The organism is Mycolicibacterium sp. XJ1819 (genome assembly GCF_053483675.1).
In genome coordinates, this window is the sequence record NZ_JBEFST010000008.1 from 1 (window position 1) to 12788 (window position 12788).

At 69.1% G+C, this 12788-nt stretch carries 12 protein-coding genes; 5 read left to right on the forward strand and 7 right to left on the reverse strand.

The annotated features are described in order from the left end of the window. Positions 1-236 precede the first annotated feature (236 nt). Complete coding sequence (gene tyrS, locus ABQE89_RS10005) at positions 237-1520, reverse strand: tyrosine--tRNA ligase (RefSeq protein WP_448416175.1); 1284 nt, start codon at positions 1518-1520, stop codon at positions 237-239. 18 nt (positions 1521-1538) lie between these two features. Beyond that, entirely contained in the window at positions 1539-2150 is a 612-nt protein-coding gene (locus ABQE89_RS10010) for a DNA-3-methyladenine glycosylase (protein ID WP_448416176.1), read from the reverse strand. Between the two features lie 57 nt (positions 2151-2207). On the opposite strand from ABQE89_RS10010, the gene ABQE89_RS10015 reads away from it, so the two are divergent. The 3 genes from ABQE89_RS10015 to ABQE89_RS10025 are packed head-to-tail and all read left to right on the forward strand — an operon-like array spanning position 2208 to position 4343. Then, entirely contained in the window at positions 2208-2972 is a 765-nt protein-coding gene (locus ABQE89_RS10015) for an ABC transporter ATP-binding protein (protein ID WP_448416177.1), read from the forward strand. A 2-nt stretch (positions 2973-2974) separates the two neighbouring features. Continuing rightward, the gene (locus ABQE89_RS10020; protein WP_448416374.1) at positions 2975-3724 is read left to right on the forward strand and encodes an ABC transporter permease; all 750 of its coding nucleotides are present in this window, start codon (positions 2975-2977) and stop codon (positions 3722-3724) included. Between the two features lie 4 nt (positions 3725-3728). Next, positions 3729-4343 (forward strand): TetR/AcrR family transcriptional regulator, encoded by a 615-nt coding sequence (locus ABQE89_RS10025; RefSeq protein WP_448416178.1) that lies wholly within the window; start codon positions 3729-3731, stop codon positions 4341-4343. Here the strand turns inward: ABQE89_RS10025 and ABQE89_RS10030 are convergent. The 3 genes from ABQE89_RS10030 to ABQE89_RS10040 form a co-directional block, all read right to left on the reverse strand. Continuing rightward, positions 4326-4541, reverse strand: a complete 216-nt coding sequence (locus ABQE89_RS10030) for a Trm112 family protein (protein WP_448416179.1) — start codon at positions 4539-4541, stop codon at positions 4326-4328. The two genes, ABQE89_RS10025 and ABQE89_RS10030, sit on opposite strands and share 18 nt — an antisense overlap. A 10-nt stretch (positions 4542-4551) precedes the next feature. Beyond that, a complete protein-coding gene (locus ABQE89_RS10035; RefSeq protein ID WP_448416180.1) occupies positions 4552-5124 on the reverse strand; it encodes a hypothetical protein in 573 nt (190 codons plus the stop codon). Between the two features lie 74 nt (positions 5125-5198). Next, the gene (locus ABQE89_RS10040; RefSeq protein ID WP_448416181.1) at positions 5199-8165 is read right to left on the reverse strand and encodes an acyl-CoA synthetase; all 2967 of its coding nucleotides are present in this window, start codon (positions 8163-8165) and stop codon (positions 5199-5201) included. 98 nt (positions 8166-8263) lie between these two features. On the opposite strand from ABQE89_RS10040, the gene ABQE89_RS10045 reads away from it, so the two are divergent. Together ABQE89_RS10045 and ABQE89_RS10050 are read left to right on the forward strand one after the other, a co-directional pair. Then, positions 8264-10018: an ABC-F family ATP-binding cassette domain-containing protein gene (locus ABQE89_RS10045; protein ID WP_448416375.1), complete on the forward strand. Its 1755-nt coding sequence runs from the start codon at positions 8264-8266 to the stop codon at positions 10016-10018. Between the two features lie 21 nt (positions 10019-10039). After that, the gene (locus tag ABQE89_RS10050) at positions 10040-10489 is read left to right on the forward strand and encodes a hypothetical protein (protein ID WP_448416182.1); all 450 of its coding nucleotides are present in this window, start codon (positions 10040-10042) and stop codon (positions 10487-10489) included. 6 nt (positions 10490-10495) lie between these two features. Here the strand turns inward: ABQE89_RS10050 and ABQE89_RS10055 are convergent, their stop codons facing one another. Together ABQE89_RS10055 and argH are read right to left on the reverse strand one after the other, a co-directional pair. Further along, on the reverse strand, positions 10496-11374 hold the full coding sequence (locus tag ABQE89_RS10055; RefSeq protein ID WP_448416183.1) for an alpha/beta hydrolase: 879 nt from the start codon (positions 11372-11374) through the stop codon (positions 10496-10498). After that, positions 11371-12783: an argininosuccinate lyase gene (gene argH / locus ABQE89_RS10060; RefSeq protein WP_448416184.1), complete on the reverse strand. Its 1413-nt coding sequence runs from the start codon at positions 12781-12783 to the stop codon at positions 11371-11373. The genes ABQE89_RS10055 and argH overlap by 4 nt, the downstream gene beginning before the upstream one ends. Between the last annotated feature and the right edge of the window lie 5 nt (positions 12784-12788).

Genomic DNA, 12788 nt, shown 5'->3' on the forward strand with positions numbered 1-12788 from the left:
CCAACCGCGCAACGAGTCCGCGGCACTTGGCCGCGTACCTGTCATGCGGACGGTCAGGAACCCGCCGAAGCGGGGTTTCCCTCTGGGACGCCGTCGCGCTCTGCGGTGTTATCCGCGTCGCGACGACGAATCAACAAGTTACGTGAGGGACTACCGGGAGTCAAATGGGCTGGTGGGGCGGGCGTTTCGGCTCGGCCCCCGGTGCGCACCCGTCGAGTGCGTTTTACCCCGGCGAGTCAGTCAACGCGTTCGATGCCTGCGATATTCCGCTTGCCCCGGCGCAGCACCAACCACCGCCCGTGCAGGAAGTCGGACGCCTGCGGCGCCCAGTCGTCGCTTTCGATCCGAACGTTGTTGACGTACGCCCCGCCCTCGCCGATGGTGCGGCGTGCCGCGCCCTTGCTCTGCGCGAGCCCGCTGGCCACCAACAGGTCGGCGATGGTGTCGGGGGCCCCGGGCTTCAATTCGGCCACCGAGGCCTCCCGCAACGCCGCGGCGAGCGTCGGCTCGTCGAGCTCCACCAACTCGCCGCGACCGAACAGCGCCTGGCTGGCGTGTTCGACCGATCGGGTCGCCGCCTCGCCGTGCACCAGGTCGGTGAGTTCGCGGGCCAGCCGGCGCTGCGCGGCCCGCTCATGGGGGCGTTCCTCGGTCGCCACCTGTAGCTCGGCTAGCTCATCTGCCGTCAAGAAGGTGAACCAGCGTAGGTAGCGGATCACGTCGGCGTCGGCGGTGTTGACGAAGTACTGGTACCAGGCATACGGCGTCGTCATCGCCGGGTCCAGCCACAAGCTGCCCCCGCCCGTCGACTTCCCGAACTTCTGCCCCTCGGAGTCGGTGACCAGCGGGGTGGTCAGCGCGTGCACGGTGGCGCCCGCCTTCTGACGGACCAGCCGGACCCCGGCGATGATGTTGCCCCACTGGTCAGACCCGCCGATCTGCAACGTGCAGCCGAACCGGCGGTGCAGTTCCACGTAGTCGTTGGCCTGCAGCAGCATGTAGCTGAACTCGGTGTAGGAGATGCCCTCGCCCTCCAGGCGGCGCCGCACGGTGTCGCGGTCGAGCATCACATTGACCGAGAAGTGCTTGCCGATGTCGCGGAGAAACTCGATCGCCCGCAGTTCACCGGTCCAGGTCAGGTTGTTCTCCACGATCGCACCGGTCGGCGAATCGTTGAACTCGACGAAGCGCTCGAGCTGACCGCGGATCCGGTCGGCCCACTCGGCCACGGTCGCGGCATTGTGCAGCGTGCGTTCACCGGCGTCGCGGGGATCACCGATCATGCCGGTCGCGCCGCCGGCCAGCACGATCGGGCGGTGCCCGGCCTGCTGAAACCGTCGCAGCGTCAGCAACGGGATGAGGTGGCCGGCGTGCAGGCTCGGCGCGGTCGGGTCGAAGCCCGAATAGACGGTGACAGGTCCGTCCCGCAGTTCCGCCGCCAGGGTGTCGCGGTCGGTGGACTGCGCGATCAGCCCACGCCAGTCCAACTCGTCAAGGATGGACACGCCCGTAGAAGTCACAGCGTCAATCTTCTCGTACTAGTCGCTTCCGCCGGGAGCCGGTGCGCGCGGGCTGCGCCGATACAGCGACACCTCCGGTCGCCCGGCCAACCACATCCGCCACGGCCGGTCCGCGGCCTTGCTCACGCCGACCCGCGGCCCGGTCAGCCCGGCTTTGTGCTCACCGAGTTCGAGTCGCACCGGGCTGCGCGAATCGAACAAGTCGATCCCGTTGTCGTCCATGATGATTCCCAGCGCCGAGCACAGGTTGCCGGGCCCACGCGCCAGTGCTGCGGGCCGAACCGACTCACCACGACGTATCTGCGCCACCTCCTGACCGGACTGCAGCGCCGCCGCCCGAAGCAGCACCGCGCCCGCCACCCCGTCGGTCGCGCAGACGACGTTCGCGCAGACGTGGATGCCGTGACTGCGGTAGGTGTACAACCGGCCCGCGGGCCCGAACATCACGGCGTTGCGCACCCCGGGGCCGCGATACGAGTGCGCCGCGGCGTCGGGCCACGGCCCGTCGGCGGGTCCGCCGTAGGCCTCCACCTCGACGATCATCGCGGTGACCTGCCGTCCGATCAGGGTGGCGCCCAGCAGTCGTCGCGCGGCGGTCAGCGGATCCACGGACAGCAACTCGGCGCTCACTCGAGCGATTGTGCCTGCGGTGTTGACATCGCCCGCCGCCGGGAGGATATTCAACACATGATGACTTCATCGAGTGATGAATTAGTCCGCCGGGGAGTCGGGCCCGTCGTCGACATCGACCACCTGCGCGTCGTACGTGGCAAGCGCACCGCCATCGAAGACCTGTCGGTGCGGATCGCCCCGGGCACGATCACCGGCCTGCTCGGCCCGTCCGGGTGCGGTAAGACGACGTTGATCCGCTCGATCGTGGGCAGCCAGGTCATCACCTCGGGTTCGGTCACGGTGTTCGGCCAACCCGCGGGTTCGCGGCAACTGCGCCGCCGGATCGGATACATGCCGCAGGCGCCGACCATCTACGACGACCTCCGGGTGATCGACAACGTCGGCTATTTCGCTTCGCTCTACGGTGTCGGCGCACCCGCGGCCGATGCCGCGATCGATGCCGTCGGACTGGACGATCATCGAACCGCGCTGTGCAGCAACCTATCCGGCGGCCAACGTACCCGCGCTTCGCTGGCCTGCGCCCTTGTCGCGCGTCCCGATCTGCTCGTGCTCGACGAACCCACGGTGGGCCTGGACCCCGTGCTGCGCGCTGACCTGTGGGAGCAGTTCCACGAGCTGGCCCGGCGCGGCGTGACGCTGCTGGTGTCCAGCCACGTGATGGACGAGGCCGATCGCTGCGGGGATCTGATGCTCATGCGCGACGGTCGGCTGCTCGGCCACCTCACCCCCGACGCGTTACGGAAGGAGACCGGATGTCAGTCACTGGAAGAGGCGTTTCTGTCCATCATCCGGCGCAGCACCGCGGCCCCAGCCGGCTGACACTGCGCGGGTACCCGGCGACCACGGCCCGCATCCTGCGTCAGCTGCTCGCCGATCACCGCAGCATCGCGATGATCCTCGTCGTGCCGGTGGTGGTGCTCAGCCTGATGTACTTCATGTTCGGCGACGTGCCGGCGCAGCCGGGCGCGCCGTCGGGCTTCAACACCGCCTGCCTGGTCCTTCTGGGCCTGTTCCCGATGTTCATGATGTTCGTGATCACCTCGATCACCATGCAGCGCGAACGGGCGTCGGGCACGTTGGAACGCATCCTGGCCACCCCGCTGCGGCGCATCGAACTGCTGGCGGCATACGGAACGGCGTTCTCGATCGCGGCCGCCGTCCAAGCCACCGTGGCCTGCATGACCGCGTTCTGGCTGCTCGGTTTCGACACTGCGGGCAGCCCTCTGTGGGTGGTGCTGATCGCCATCGTCAACGCGGTGCTCGGTGTCGGACTCGGCCTCGCGTGTAGCGCGTTCGCGCGCACCGAGTTTCAGGCCGTGCAGTTCATCCCGTTGGTGATGGTGCCGCAGTTGCTGCTCGCGGGGATCATCGTGCCCCGCGCCGCGATGCCGAACTGGCTGGAGTGGATCAGCAACGTCATGCCAGCCAGCTACGCACTGGAGGCGCTGCAACAGGTCGGCGCGCACCCCGGGCTCACCGACGTCGCCGTGCGCGACATCATCGTGGTGGTCGGCTGCGCGATCGCCGCCCTGTGCGTGGCCGCCACGACACTTCGACGAAGGACACCGTGAGACCTTGACCAGCCACACCGAACGCAGACGTCCCGGCCGGCCACCCGGTACCTCCGATACGCGCGAGCGAATCCTCGGCAATGCACGAGAACTGTTTGCCCGCAACGGGATCGACAAGACCTCGATCCGGGCGGTGGCCGCGGCCGCCGGCGTGGACCCGGCCCTGGTGCACCACTACTTCGGCACCAAGACGCAACTGTTCGCCGCGGCGATCCAGATCCCCGTCGACCCGATGCAGATCATCGGCCAGTTGCGGCAGGTCCCGGTCGACGAGATCGGCCACACGCTGCCATCGCTGCTGTTGCCGCTGTGGGATTCCGAGATGGGTAAGGGGTTGATCGCGACCCTGCGGTCGATACTGGCGGGCAACGAGGTCGCGCTGTTCCGCAACTTCCTGCAGGACGTCATCGTCAAGGAGGTCGGGTCACGCGTCGACGATCCGCCGGGCAGCGGGCCCGTCAGGGTGCAGTTCGTGGCCTCGCAACTGGTCGGTGTCGTGATGGCCCGCTACATCCTGGAGTTGGAACCGTTCGCATCGCTGTCGGTCGAGCAGATCGCCGACACCATCGCCCCGAACCTGCAGCGCTACCTCACCGGCGAGCTACCCGGAGTCCGCTGACGCGCGCGCGAGCAGGCGGTCATGCTCGGCGTCGTCGGTGACCGTGACGGCCTCGTCGATCAGCAACACCGGGATGCCCTCGTCGATCCGATAGGCCCGGCGAAGACGCGGGTTGTACAGGCACTCGCCATCGATCAGCAACAGTGGCCCGCGGTCCTGCGGGCAGACCAGGATGCTGCGCAGCTTGTCGTCGCGCACGCCCGTGAGGCTAACCGAGGGGGATGCTGATGCCGGCGTTCGGACCCAGGATGACGGGCACCGGACCGCCACCGCCGCCCTGCGACATCGCGGCCTGCGCCTGCTGTTTGCGCTGGTAGGCGATCGTCTCCCGGAGCGCCTGAACCAACGGAGTCTGGTGCGGTCGACGGTCGAGTGCGTCGGCGAGCGCCTCGGCGTTCTCCTGGGACGGGCGGAAACCCTGGGCGCGCAACTTCATCGCGTCGTCGATCAGTTTGGAGACCTGACCACCGCCGTCGCCCTGGCGGTACTGCTGGTAGATCTCGGCGAGCAGTTGGTCCGCTGACACCTTCTGCGGTTCGCTCTCCGCCTGCTGCTGGCCGGCCACGGGCTTCGAGCAGTCGTCACCGGTGCAGTTCTGCCCGGGTGCCCGGGTACCTGCCGGAACGCTGGGCGACTCGGTCTCGGTCGGCTGTGCCGGTTGTGCGAGCGCCGTCGAGGCGCCGAATCCGGTGGCGAGCATGGCCGCGACGGCCCCCGCGGCCAGACCACCGCCGACGGCGCGACGCCAGTCGAAGCGTTGTTCACCGGTCTGCGTTGCCATGCATTCCTCCAGCGTCGGCTGTTGTAGCACCCTGAACCTAACAGCGTGGCGACCTCGCGGCACGGTTGCGCCGGTCAGCCGCCGGCGATCTCCGCGCGGACCGCGACGGTCAACCGCTTGTACCGATTCGTATCGGGATCCAGGTACCAGGCGTTACGCGAGGGTTTGGGGATGCCCGCGTCGCGCAGCGGGGTGATCAGTGGTCGGCAGGAGGCGCTGAGCGCCATCTTCGGCACCACGTGCACGATGTCGGGCGGATTGCCGACCGGCAGGTCGGACAGCGCCTCGGACAGATCGGCCGACGGAATACTGCCTCCGGGGCGCAACTCCAGCGCGGTGATCGCGAGCTGACGATCCCCCGCCTTGACGCCGTAGGTGGCAGCCAGATCGACCGACCCCAGCCGACCGACGGCATCGTTGACTGTGGAGGCGAACACCGCCCCTCGCGCCGTGTCGATCACCTGGCCGCGGTTGTCGACCAGCCAGAAGTCCCCGTCTTCGTCGCGGCGGAAAAGGAACTCGGTGGACACCCACGTGTCGGCCGGGGCGAAAACCCCGCGTTGGACCGAGGCCCGCGGGTCGATCGGGCCGCGCGGGCGCGCCAGCAGGACCCCGACCTCGTTGGTCTCGGCCCTGCGCACAAATCCGCGGTCGTCTTCCAAGATCAGATCGTCGTCCGCGTCGTAGGCGGCCAACTCGACGTCGCCGCCGCCGGGCAACGGCCTGCCCTTGCTGCCGATCTTGGCGCCCGACACGTTCGCCAACACCGCCTGCCCGTCGGTGGTCGCGAAGAATTCGACCACGTGGGCCGGTTCGAACACGTCGAGCAGGCGCTGCCACAGCCCGGTGGGCATGCCGGAGCCGATGAACAGCCGCACCGGGTGGCTGCCGGTCAACGAGAACGCCGGATCGTCGATGACCTCCCGCAGCATCGCCCAGGTGTAGGTCACCACGGTCACGCCGTACTGGCGGATCTCCTGCACGAACCGGTCGGGCCGCAACCCACGCGACAGCGCGATGCGCGACCCGCCCACCGTCGCGCCGCCGAGCGCGACCAGCAGTCCGGACTGGTGATGCAGGGGGGTCAGGCAGTACACGGTGTCGCCGCGGCCGAGATTGGCCGCCGAGGCGGTGCCGAACGCCGACAGCGCCCATCGGTAGTTGGTGATCTGGCGCGGAACGAGCTCCCCGCCGATCGAGCTGAACGCGATGAACGCCAGGTCGCGGGCCAGCCCGGGGTTGGGCCGATACCAGCCCGGCAGGTCCACCACGTCGGGATCGATCTTCTCCATGTCCACGACGTCGTCGGTGTCGCTGGGCAGGTTGAGGTCACGCGCCTCACCGCCACCGAGCACCAGCACTCTGGTGTTCAGGCGCCGCGCCGCGTCCAGGTTGCTCGGGTCGGCGATGATCTCCGACACCGCGCCCAGCCGGGCGGCCGCCACGATGTCGGCGTCGGGCGGAATGAGGACGGCCACCGCCCCCAGCCGCGACAGCGCGGCGATCGCGACGAACGCACTCGGCCGGGTCTCCATCAGCACGCCGACGCGCGACCCCTGCCGCACGCCGACCTCGATCAGCCCGCGCACCACATTGTTGATCCGGCGGTCCACCGCCTCGAAGGTGTGCACACGACCGTCGAAGAGCAGCGCCTCGCCGTTGGGGGCGTCACGAGCCTGCTCGGACATGATGCGGCCGAACGAGATTCGGGTGTGGTCGTTGATCTGTCCGAGACGGGCCAACCGGGGCAGGGTGCGCACGGTCTCCACCGCCAGCGCCCTGGCCGACTTGTTGGCCGCGACAAGCGTGTCGGCGGCCGAGCGGGCGAAGTTGAACGCCATCTCGGTGGCGGCCGCGGTGCCGTGCGCCACCCGAGAACTGAGCGAGACGCCGCTTTCGCTGGGCAGTTCGGGCTGCAGCGGCATCGGGGTGATCCCGTCGGGCATCTCCGGCGCACCGTCGATCCACCTGACCCACTGGGCGACGGTCGGCCACGTCTGAGACGACGCCTTCGAGCCGACGACCAACCCGAAATGACCTGCGCGAATCATGTATTCATAGACGTCAGCCTTGGGCGCGGCACGCTTGATGCCGCGGACGGAGGCGGGCTGGCCGATGTCGTCGACCTCGCCGACGACGGCGAGGACCGGGCAGTCGATGTCGGAGAGCGTGACCAACTCGCCGTGGATCGAGAACCCACCGGTGATCATCCGGTTGTGGGCGATGAACTGCTTGAGCAGTTCGGAGATCGCCGGGCCCGACCACGCGATCCAGCCCTCCGAGGCCAGGAAGCGCCGCTGTTGTTCTCGCGGCAGCAGCGCTTCGCGGTCGTGCAGTTGCCGCAGGAAGTCCAGCCGCGACTGTGCGGTCTTGAGCGGGTCGAGCATCTGGAATCCGGTGCGCGCCAACCATCCCGGGATGTCGATGCGGCTGAACACGTGGTCGGCCATGAAGTCGGCGGCCGCGGGCGCGAGGCTGGCGGGCAGGTTCATCGGAAGCCCCGCCAGGGTGTCGACCGGTGCGCCGAACGCGATGATGCTGGCCAGATCCTTGGACCGTCGGTAGGCCGCGGCCTGGTAGGCGAACATGCCACCCTGGGAGTAACCGGCCAGGTGCACGTCGGCGCCGGTGACCTCCTTGACGGTGTCGATGGCCTCGCTCAGCGCGACAACGTGATCGGCCAAGTTGCGGTTCATGCCCCCCTCGACCTTGTCGGGGGAACCGAAGTCGATGACCCAGGGGTCGATACCCGCCTTGTGCAGGATGCCCACCGCGCCGTCCTCGCGGGTGACGTCCCACATGTCCGCCGACATCATCATCGGATGGACCATCAGCACCGGTGGCCCCGGCGGCGTCGAACCGGGTCGGGCGTCGGGCGGGAAGTACCGTCGCAGCCGGTACATCGGCACGCTCTGGATGATCTGGAACGGTGACGGCACGGCACCGGTCTCCAGGCCGCCGTAGCGCAGCACCTCCAGCCCGTTTTGCGCCGTGGCCACCAGCCGCTCGACCGGCCTGGTAATCGCCGACAGATCCACCACGCGCACTCCCGTTCAAGGCGAGGTCCACTCCCCCGATTGCAGTCGCCATCATGGCACAGAGACCGCTGATCGAACGGCTACATATCATCGCTGGCGAGATGGCGAATCTGATCAATGTCGAGCGCGCGAGCGTCAGTTACGGCACCCGCACCCTGCTCGACGCGGTCAGCCTGGGCGTCGACGAGGGCGACTCGATCGGCGTCGTCGGCCGAAACGGTGACGGCAAGACCACGCTGTTGCAGGTGCTGACGAAGACTCGCGAGCCCGATTCGGGCCGTGTCACCCACACGTCGGGCCTGTCGGTGGGCTTTCTGCGCCAAGGCGACGCCTTCGCGGCTGGCGCCACCGTGCGCGGCGTGATCGTCGGCGGCAGACCCGACCACATATGGGCCGCCGAACCCGACACCCGCGCCGTCGTCTCGCACCTCCTTGCCGACGTGGACCTGGACGCAGACGTGGCGCAACTGTCCGGCGGGGAGCGGCGCCGGGTCGCCCTGGCCCAGGTGCTGCTGGCCGGCCACGATGTGCTGGTGCTCGACGAGCCGACCAACCATCTCGACGTCGAGGTGATCGGCTGGCTGGCGGGCCACCTGAGGGCGCGCCCCGCCCGGGCGCTGGTGGTGGTCAGCCACGACCGCTGGTTTCTCGACGCGGTCTGCACCCGCACGTGGGAGGTGCACGACGGGGCCGTCGACGGCTACGACGGCGGCTATGCCGCCTACGTGCTGGCGCGCACCGAGCGGGCCCGGTTGGCCGCGGGCGCCGAAGCACGTCGGCAGAACCTGATGCGCAAGGAGTTGGCGTGGCTGCGGCGCGGCCCGCCCGCGCGCACGTCGAAGCCGAAGTTCCGCATCCAGGCCGCCAACGAACTGATCGCCAACGAACCTCCGCCGCGGGATTCTCTTGTGCTGCAGCGGTTTGCGACAACCCGGTTGGGCAAGGACGTGTTCGACCTGCACCGGGTGCGGTTGGAGGTCGGTCCGCACGTCATCCTCGACGGTCTGGACTGGTCGATCGGCCCGGGCGCACGGATCGGGTTGGTCGGCGTGAACGGCACCGGCAAGACGTCGGTGCTGCGGCTGCTGGCTGGAGAGCTGCAGCCGTCGGCCGGCACGATCAAGCGCGGCGCGACGCTCAAGATCGGCTACCTGAGCCAGGCGTTGACCGAGGTGGACGGCGCCGAACGGGTCATCGACGCGGTCGAGAACCGCCGCCGGGTCACCGAACTGGCCGGTGGCCGCGACATCTCGGCCGACACGCTGCTGAGGGACTTCGGGTTCAGCGGCGACAAGCTGACCGCACGGATCGCCGAGCTGTCCGGTGGGGAACGGCGTCGGCTGCAGTTTCTGAGGTTGCTTCTCGACGAGCCCAACGTGCTGCTTCTCGACGAGCCGACCAACGACCTGGACATCGACACCTTGACGGTCATCGAGGACTACCTCGACGGCTGGCCCGGCACGTTGCTCGTCGTCACCCACGACCGGTACTTTTTGGAGCGGGTCTGTGACGTCACCTACGCCCTGCCCGGCGGCGGGCGCTGTGACCTGCTGCCCGGTGGCATCGAGCAGTACCTCGCCGATCGGGAGGCGGCCGCGGCGGCCGAGGCACCGTCTCGACCTGAACCCGTGCGCGGCGAGTCCGCGGCCGCACGCGAACGCCGGGCCGGCAAGGAGATGGCCCGCATCGAGGGCCAGCTGGACAAGCTCGAGTCGCGGATCGCCTCGCTGCACGAGGCCATGGCCGAGGCCGCCGCCGACCACGTGCGCCTCGGCGAGCTCAACGCCGAGTTGCAGGAGCTGACCGCCCGCAGGGAATCGTTGGAGGAAGCCTGGCTGGCCGCCGCCGACGGCTGACGCCGCACGTAGGGTGGGTTGATGAGGCGCAGACCGATCGCGGCCACCGCCCTCGTGGGGGCCGCGCTGCTCCTTGCCGGGTGTGGGTCGTCCGACGAACCCCAGCCGACGGTGACCGTCACCGAACCGGCCCCGACCACCACCGGCCACGCGCCATCGGCGCCGACACCGGCACCCCGGGCCGGCGTCGCCGAGCCCGCCCGGCCGGGACTGGATCAGTGTGTCCGCCTGGCTCCCACGGCCGACGGGCGTTATCAGATCTACGACGCGGGCACGGCGGTGGTCGTCTTCGCCGACGGCCGCCTGACGCTGGAATCGGTGACCCCGGCCGACGGCTGGACCCATCGCGTCGACGACCAGCGCCCCGACGAGGTGGAGATCGAATTCCGCAGGGGTGCTGAGGAACTCGACCTCGAAGTGGAGATCGACGACGGCCGTCTCGAGGTCACCGTCTGCAACGACAAGGACTGACGCGGCTTAGCCGGCCAGAACTTCGCGCAGGAACCGCACCTGGTCTGAAATCACCCGCTTGCGGACGTCATCGCGGTAGAAGTCGAAGTGCGCGACGTCGTAAGCACGTAACTCACCGAGGGGCGCGCGACGGGCGAGCTGCGGCGCGTCGGGAGCCTGAGTCTCCTTGTCCTGTATGCCGATACACACCAAAAGCGGTGCGCTCACGAACGCAGCGTGATCGCCGGGCCGGTAACGCCACATGTCCAGCAGCGAACGTGGGGTCACCTCGTTTCGCCAGGTGGCGCTCGTCATCGCATCGATGGTTCGCTGCGCTTCCGAACTGGCCATCACGGCCAGTTCATTAGGACCTCCGACCTGCTTGATGTAGGCGGGAGACAGGCGCAGCGCACCACGCACAGCGTCGGCGATCATGGCGCCGAGCAATCGCAGGGTCGCCGTCGTCGAGCGCCCCTCGACCTTCTTGGGGAAGCCGTTGAAGGGGATCTGGGCGATCACCGCCGCGATGCGCGGGTCGCGAGCCGCGGCGGTGACGACATGACCGCCGCCCAGCGATGTCCCCCACAGCACAATTCGATCCGGGTCGATCCCGGGGTCGCGCCGCGCGTAGGCCACTGCGGCGGCGATGTCGTCGAGCTGACCGTCGATGTCGACCAGTTGGCGTGGCAGACCGGAACTCTCGCCGAGGTGGCGGTAGTCGAACGTCAGCGCGCGATAACCGGCCGAGGCGAAGTCACGCGCATTCGCGGTGAACGCCGGGGTGTCCTGGGTTCCGCCGAAGCCCTGGCACATGACCACGCAGGGCCCAGGTGTGGCGGCGGGGTCACCGTAGAGGCGACCGGCGCAGGTCTCTCCGCCGGATTCGAACGTGATCCGTGCAGTCATCCCCGCAACCGTCGGCGCAGCCGATCGGCGCGCTCACGCACCACGTCCAGCTGCGCCGTGACCCGGCTGGGCGCCGTGCCCCCGCGGGCGTTGCGGGCGCTGACCGAGCCCTCGATCGTGAGCACCTCACGGACCTGCGGCGTCAGGTCGGGGTGGATCGCCGCGAGTTCGCCGTCGGCGAGGTCCTCGAGACCGACGCCGCGGGACTCCGCCACGCGTACCGCGGCGCCCGCGGCTTCGTGGGCCACCCGGAACGGCACGCCGCGCCGCACCAGCCACTCGGCGACGTCGGTGGCCAAGGTATAGCCCAGCGGCGCCAACTCGGCCATCCGGTCGACATCGAACCGCAGTGTGCCCACCAGCCCCGCCATCGCGGGCAGCAACAGTTCGAGCTGGGCCACCGAATCCAGCACCGGCTCCTTGTCTTCCTGCAGATCACGGTTGTAGGCCAGCGGCTGGGCCTTCAACGTGGCCAGCAGACCGGTGAGGTTTCCGATCAATCGCCCGGACTTGCCCCGGGCCAACTCGGCGATGTCGGGATTCTTCTTCTGCGGCATGATCGAGCTGCCGGTCGACCACGAGTCATGCAGTGCGACGTATCCGAATTCGGTTGTGCTCCAGAGGATGATGTCCTCTGCCAGCCGGGACAGGTCGACACCGATCATCGAGAACACGAACGCCGCCTCGGCGGCGAAGTCGCGCGCGGCGGTGGCGTCCACGGAATTGTCGGCGGCCGTGTCGAACCCCAACTCGTCGGCGATCGCGTCGGGATCGAGGTTCAGCGACGAGCCCGCCAGTGCGCCCGAGCCGTAGGGCGACTCCGCGGCGCGGTTGTCGAAGTCGGCAAGCCGGTCGACGTCGCGCAGCAGTGGATGGGCGTGCGCCAACAGGTGGTGGGCGAGCAAGATCGGTTGCGCGGACTGCAGATGTGTCTTCCCGGGCATGATCGCGTCCGGATGCGCCTCGGCCTGGGCGACCAGCGCCGCGACCACCTCGAGCACCCCGTCGGCGACGCGCCGTACCGCGTCGCGCAGCCACATCCGCAACAGCGTGGCCACCTGGTCATTTCGCGAGCGGCCGGCCCGCAGGCGGCCGCCCAGCTCCTCCCCGACGCGGTCGATCAGGCCCCGCTCGAGCGCACCGTGCACGTCTTCGTCGCGCGCCGACGGCCGGAAACTGCCGTCGGCCACATCGGCGGCCAGCGCGTCGAGGCCGGCGAGCAACCCGTCGCGCTGCTCCTCGGTCAGCAGGCCGGCCCGAAACAGCACCCGCGCATGGGCTTTGGAGGCGGTGATGTCGTAGGGCGCGAGCACCCAGTCGAAATGCGTGGACTTGGACAGCGCCGCCAGCGCATCGGACGGCCCGTCGGCGAACCGGCCGCCCCACAGCGAGCCCTCGTTGGTGCTCATCGGCG

Excerpts from the sequence above, each read along its gene's own strand:
- ABQE89_RS10050 (WP_448416182.1), top strand. The coding sequence starts at position 10,040 with ATGAGGCGCAGACCGATCGCGGCCACCGCCCTCGTGGGGGCCGCGCTG.
- ABQE89_RS10015 (WP_448416177.1), top strand. The coding sequence starts at position 2,208 with ATGATGACTTCATCGAGTGATGAATTAGTCCGCCGGGGAGTCGGGCCC.
- argH (WP_448416184.1), bottom strand. The coding sequence starts at position 12,783 with ATGAGCACCAACGAGGGCTCGCTGTGGGGCGGCCGGTTCGCCGACGGG.
- ABQE89_RS10035 (WP_448416180.1), bottom strand. The coding sequence starts at position 5,124 with ATGGCAACGCAGACCGGTGAACAACGCTTCGACTGGCGTCGCGCCGTC.
- ABQE89_RS10045 (WP_448416375.1), top strand. The coding sequence starts at position 8,264 with ATGGCGAATCTGATCAATGTCGAGCGCGCGAGCGTCAGTTACGGCACC.
- ABQE89_RS10055 (WP_448416183.1), bottom strand. The coding sequence starts at position 11,374 with ATGACTGCACGGATCACGTTCGAATCCGGCGGAGAGACCTGCGCCGGT.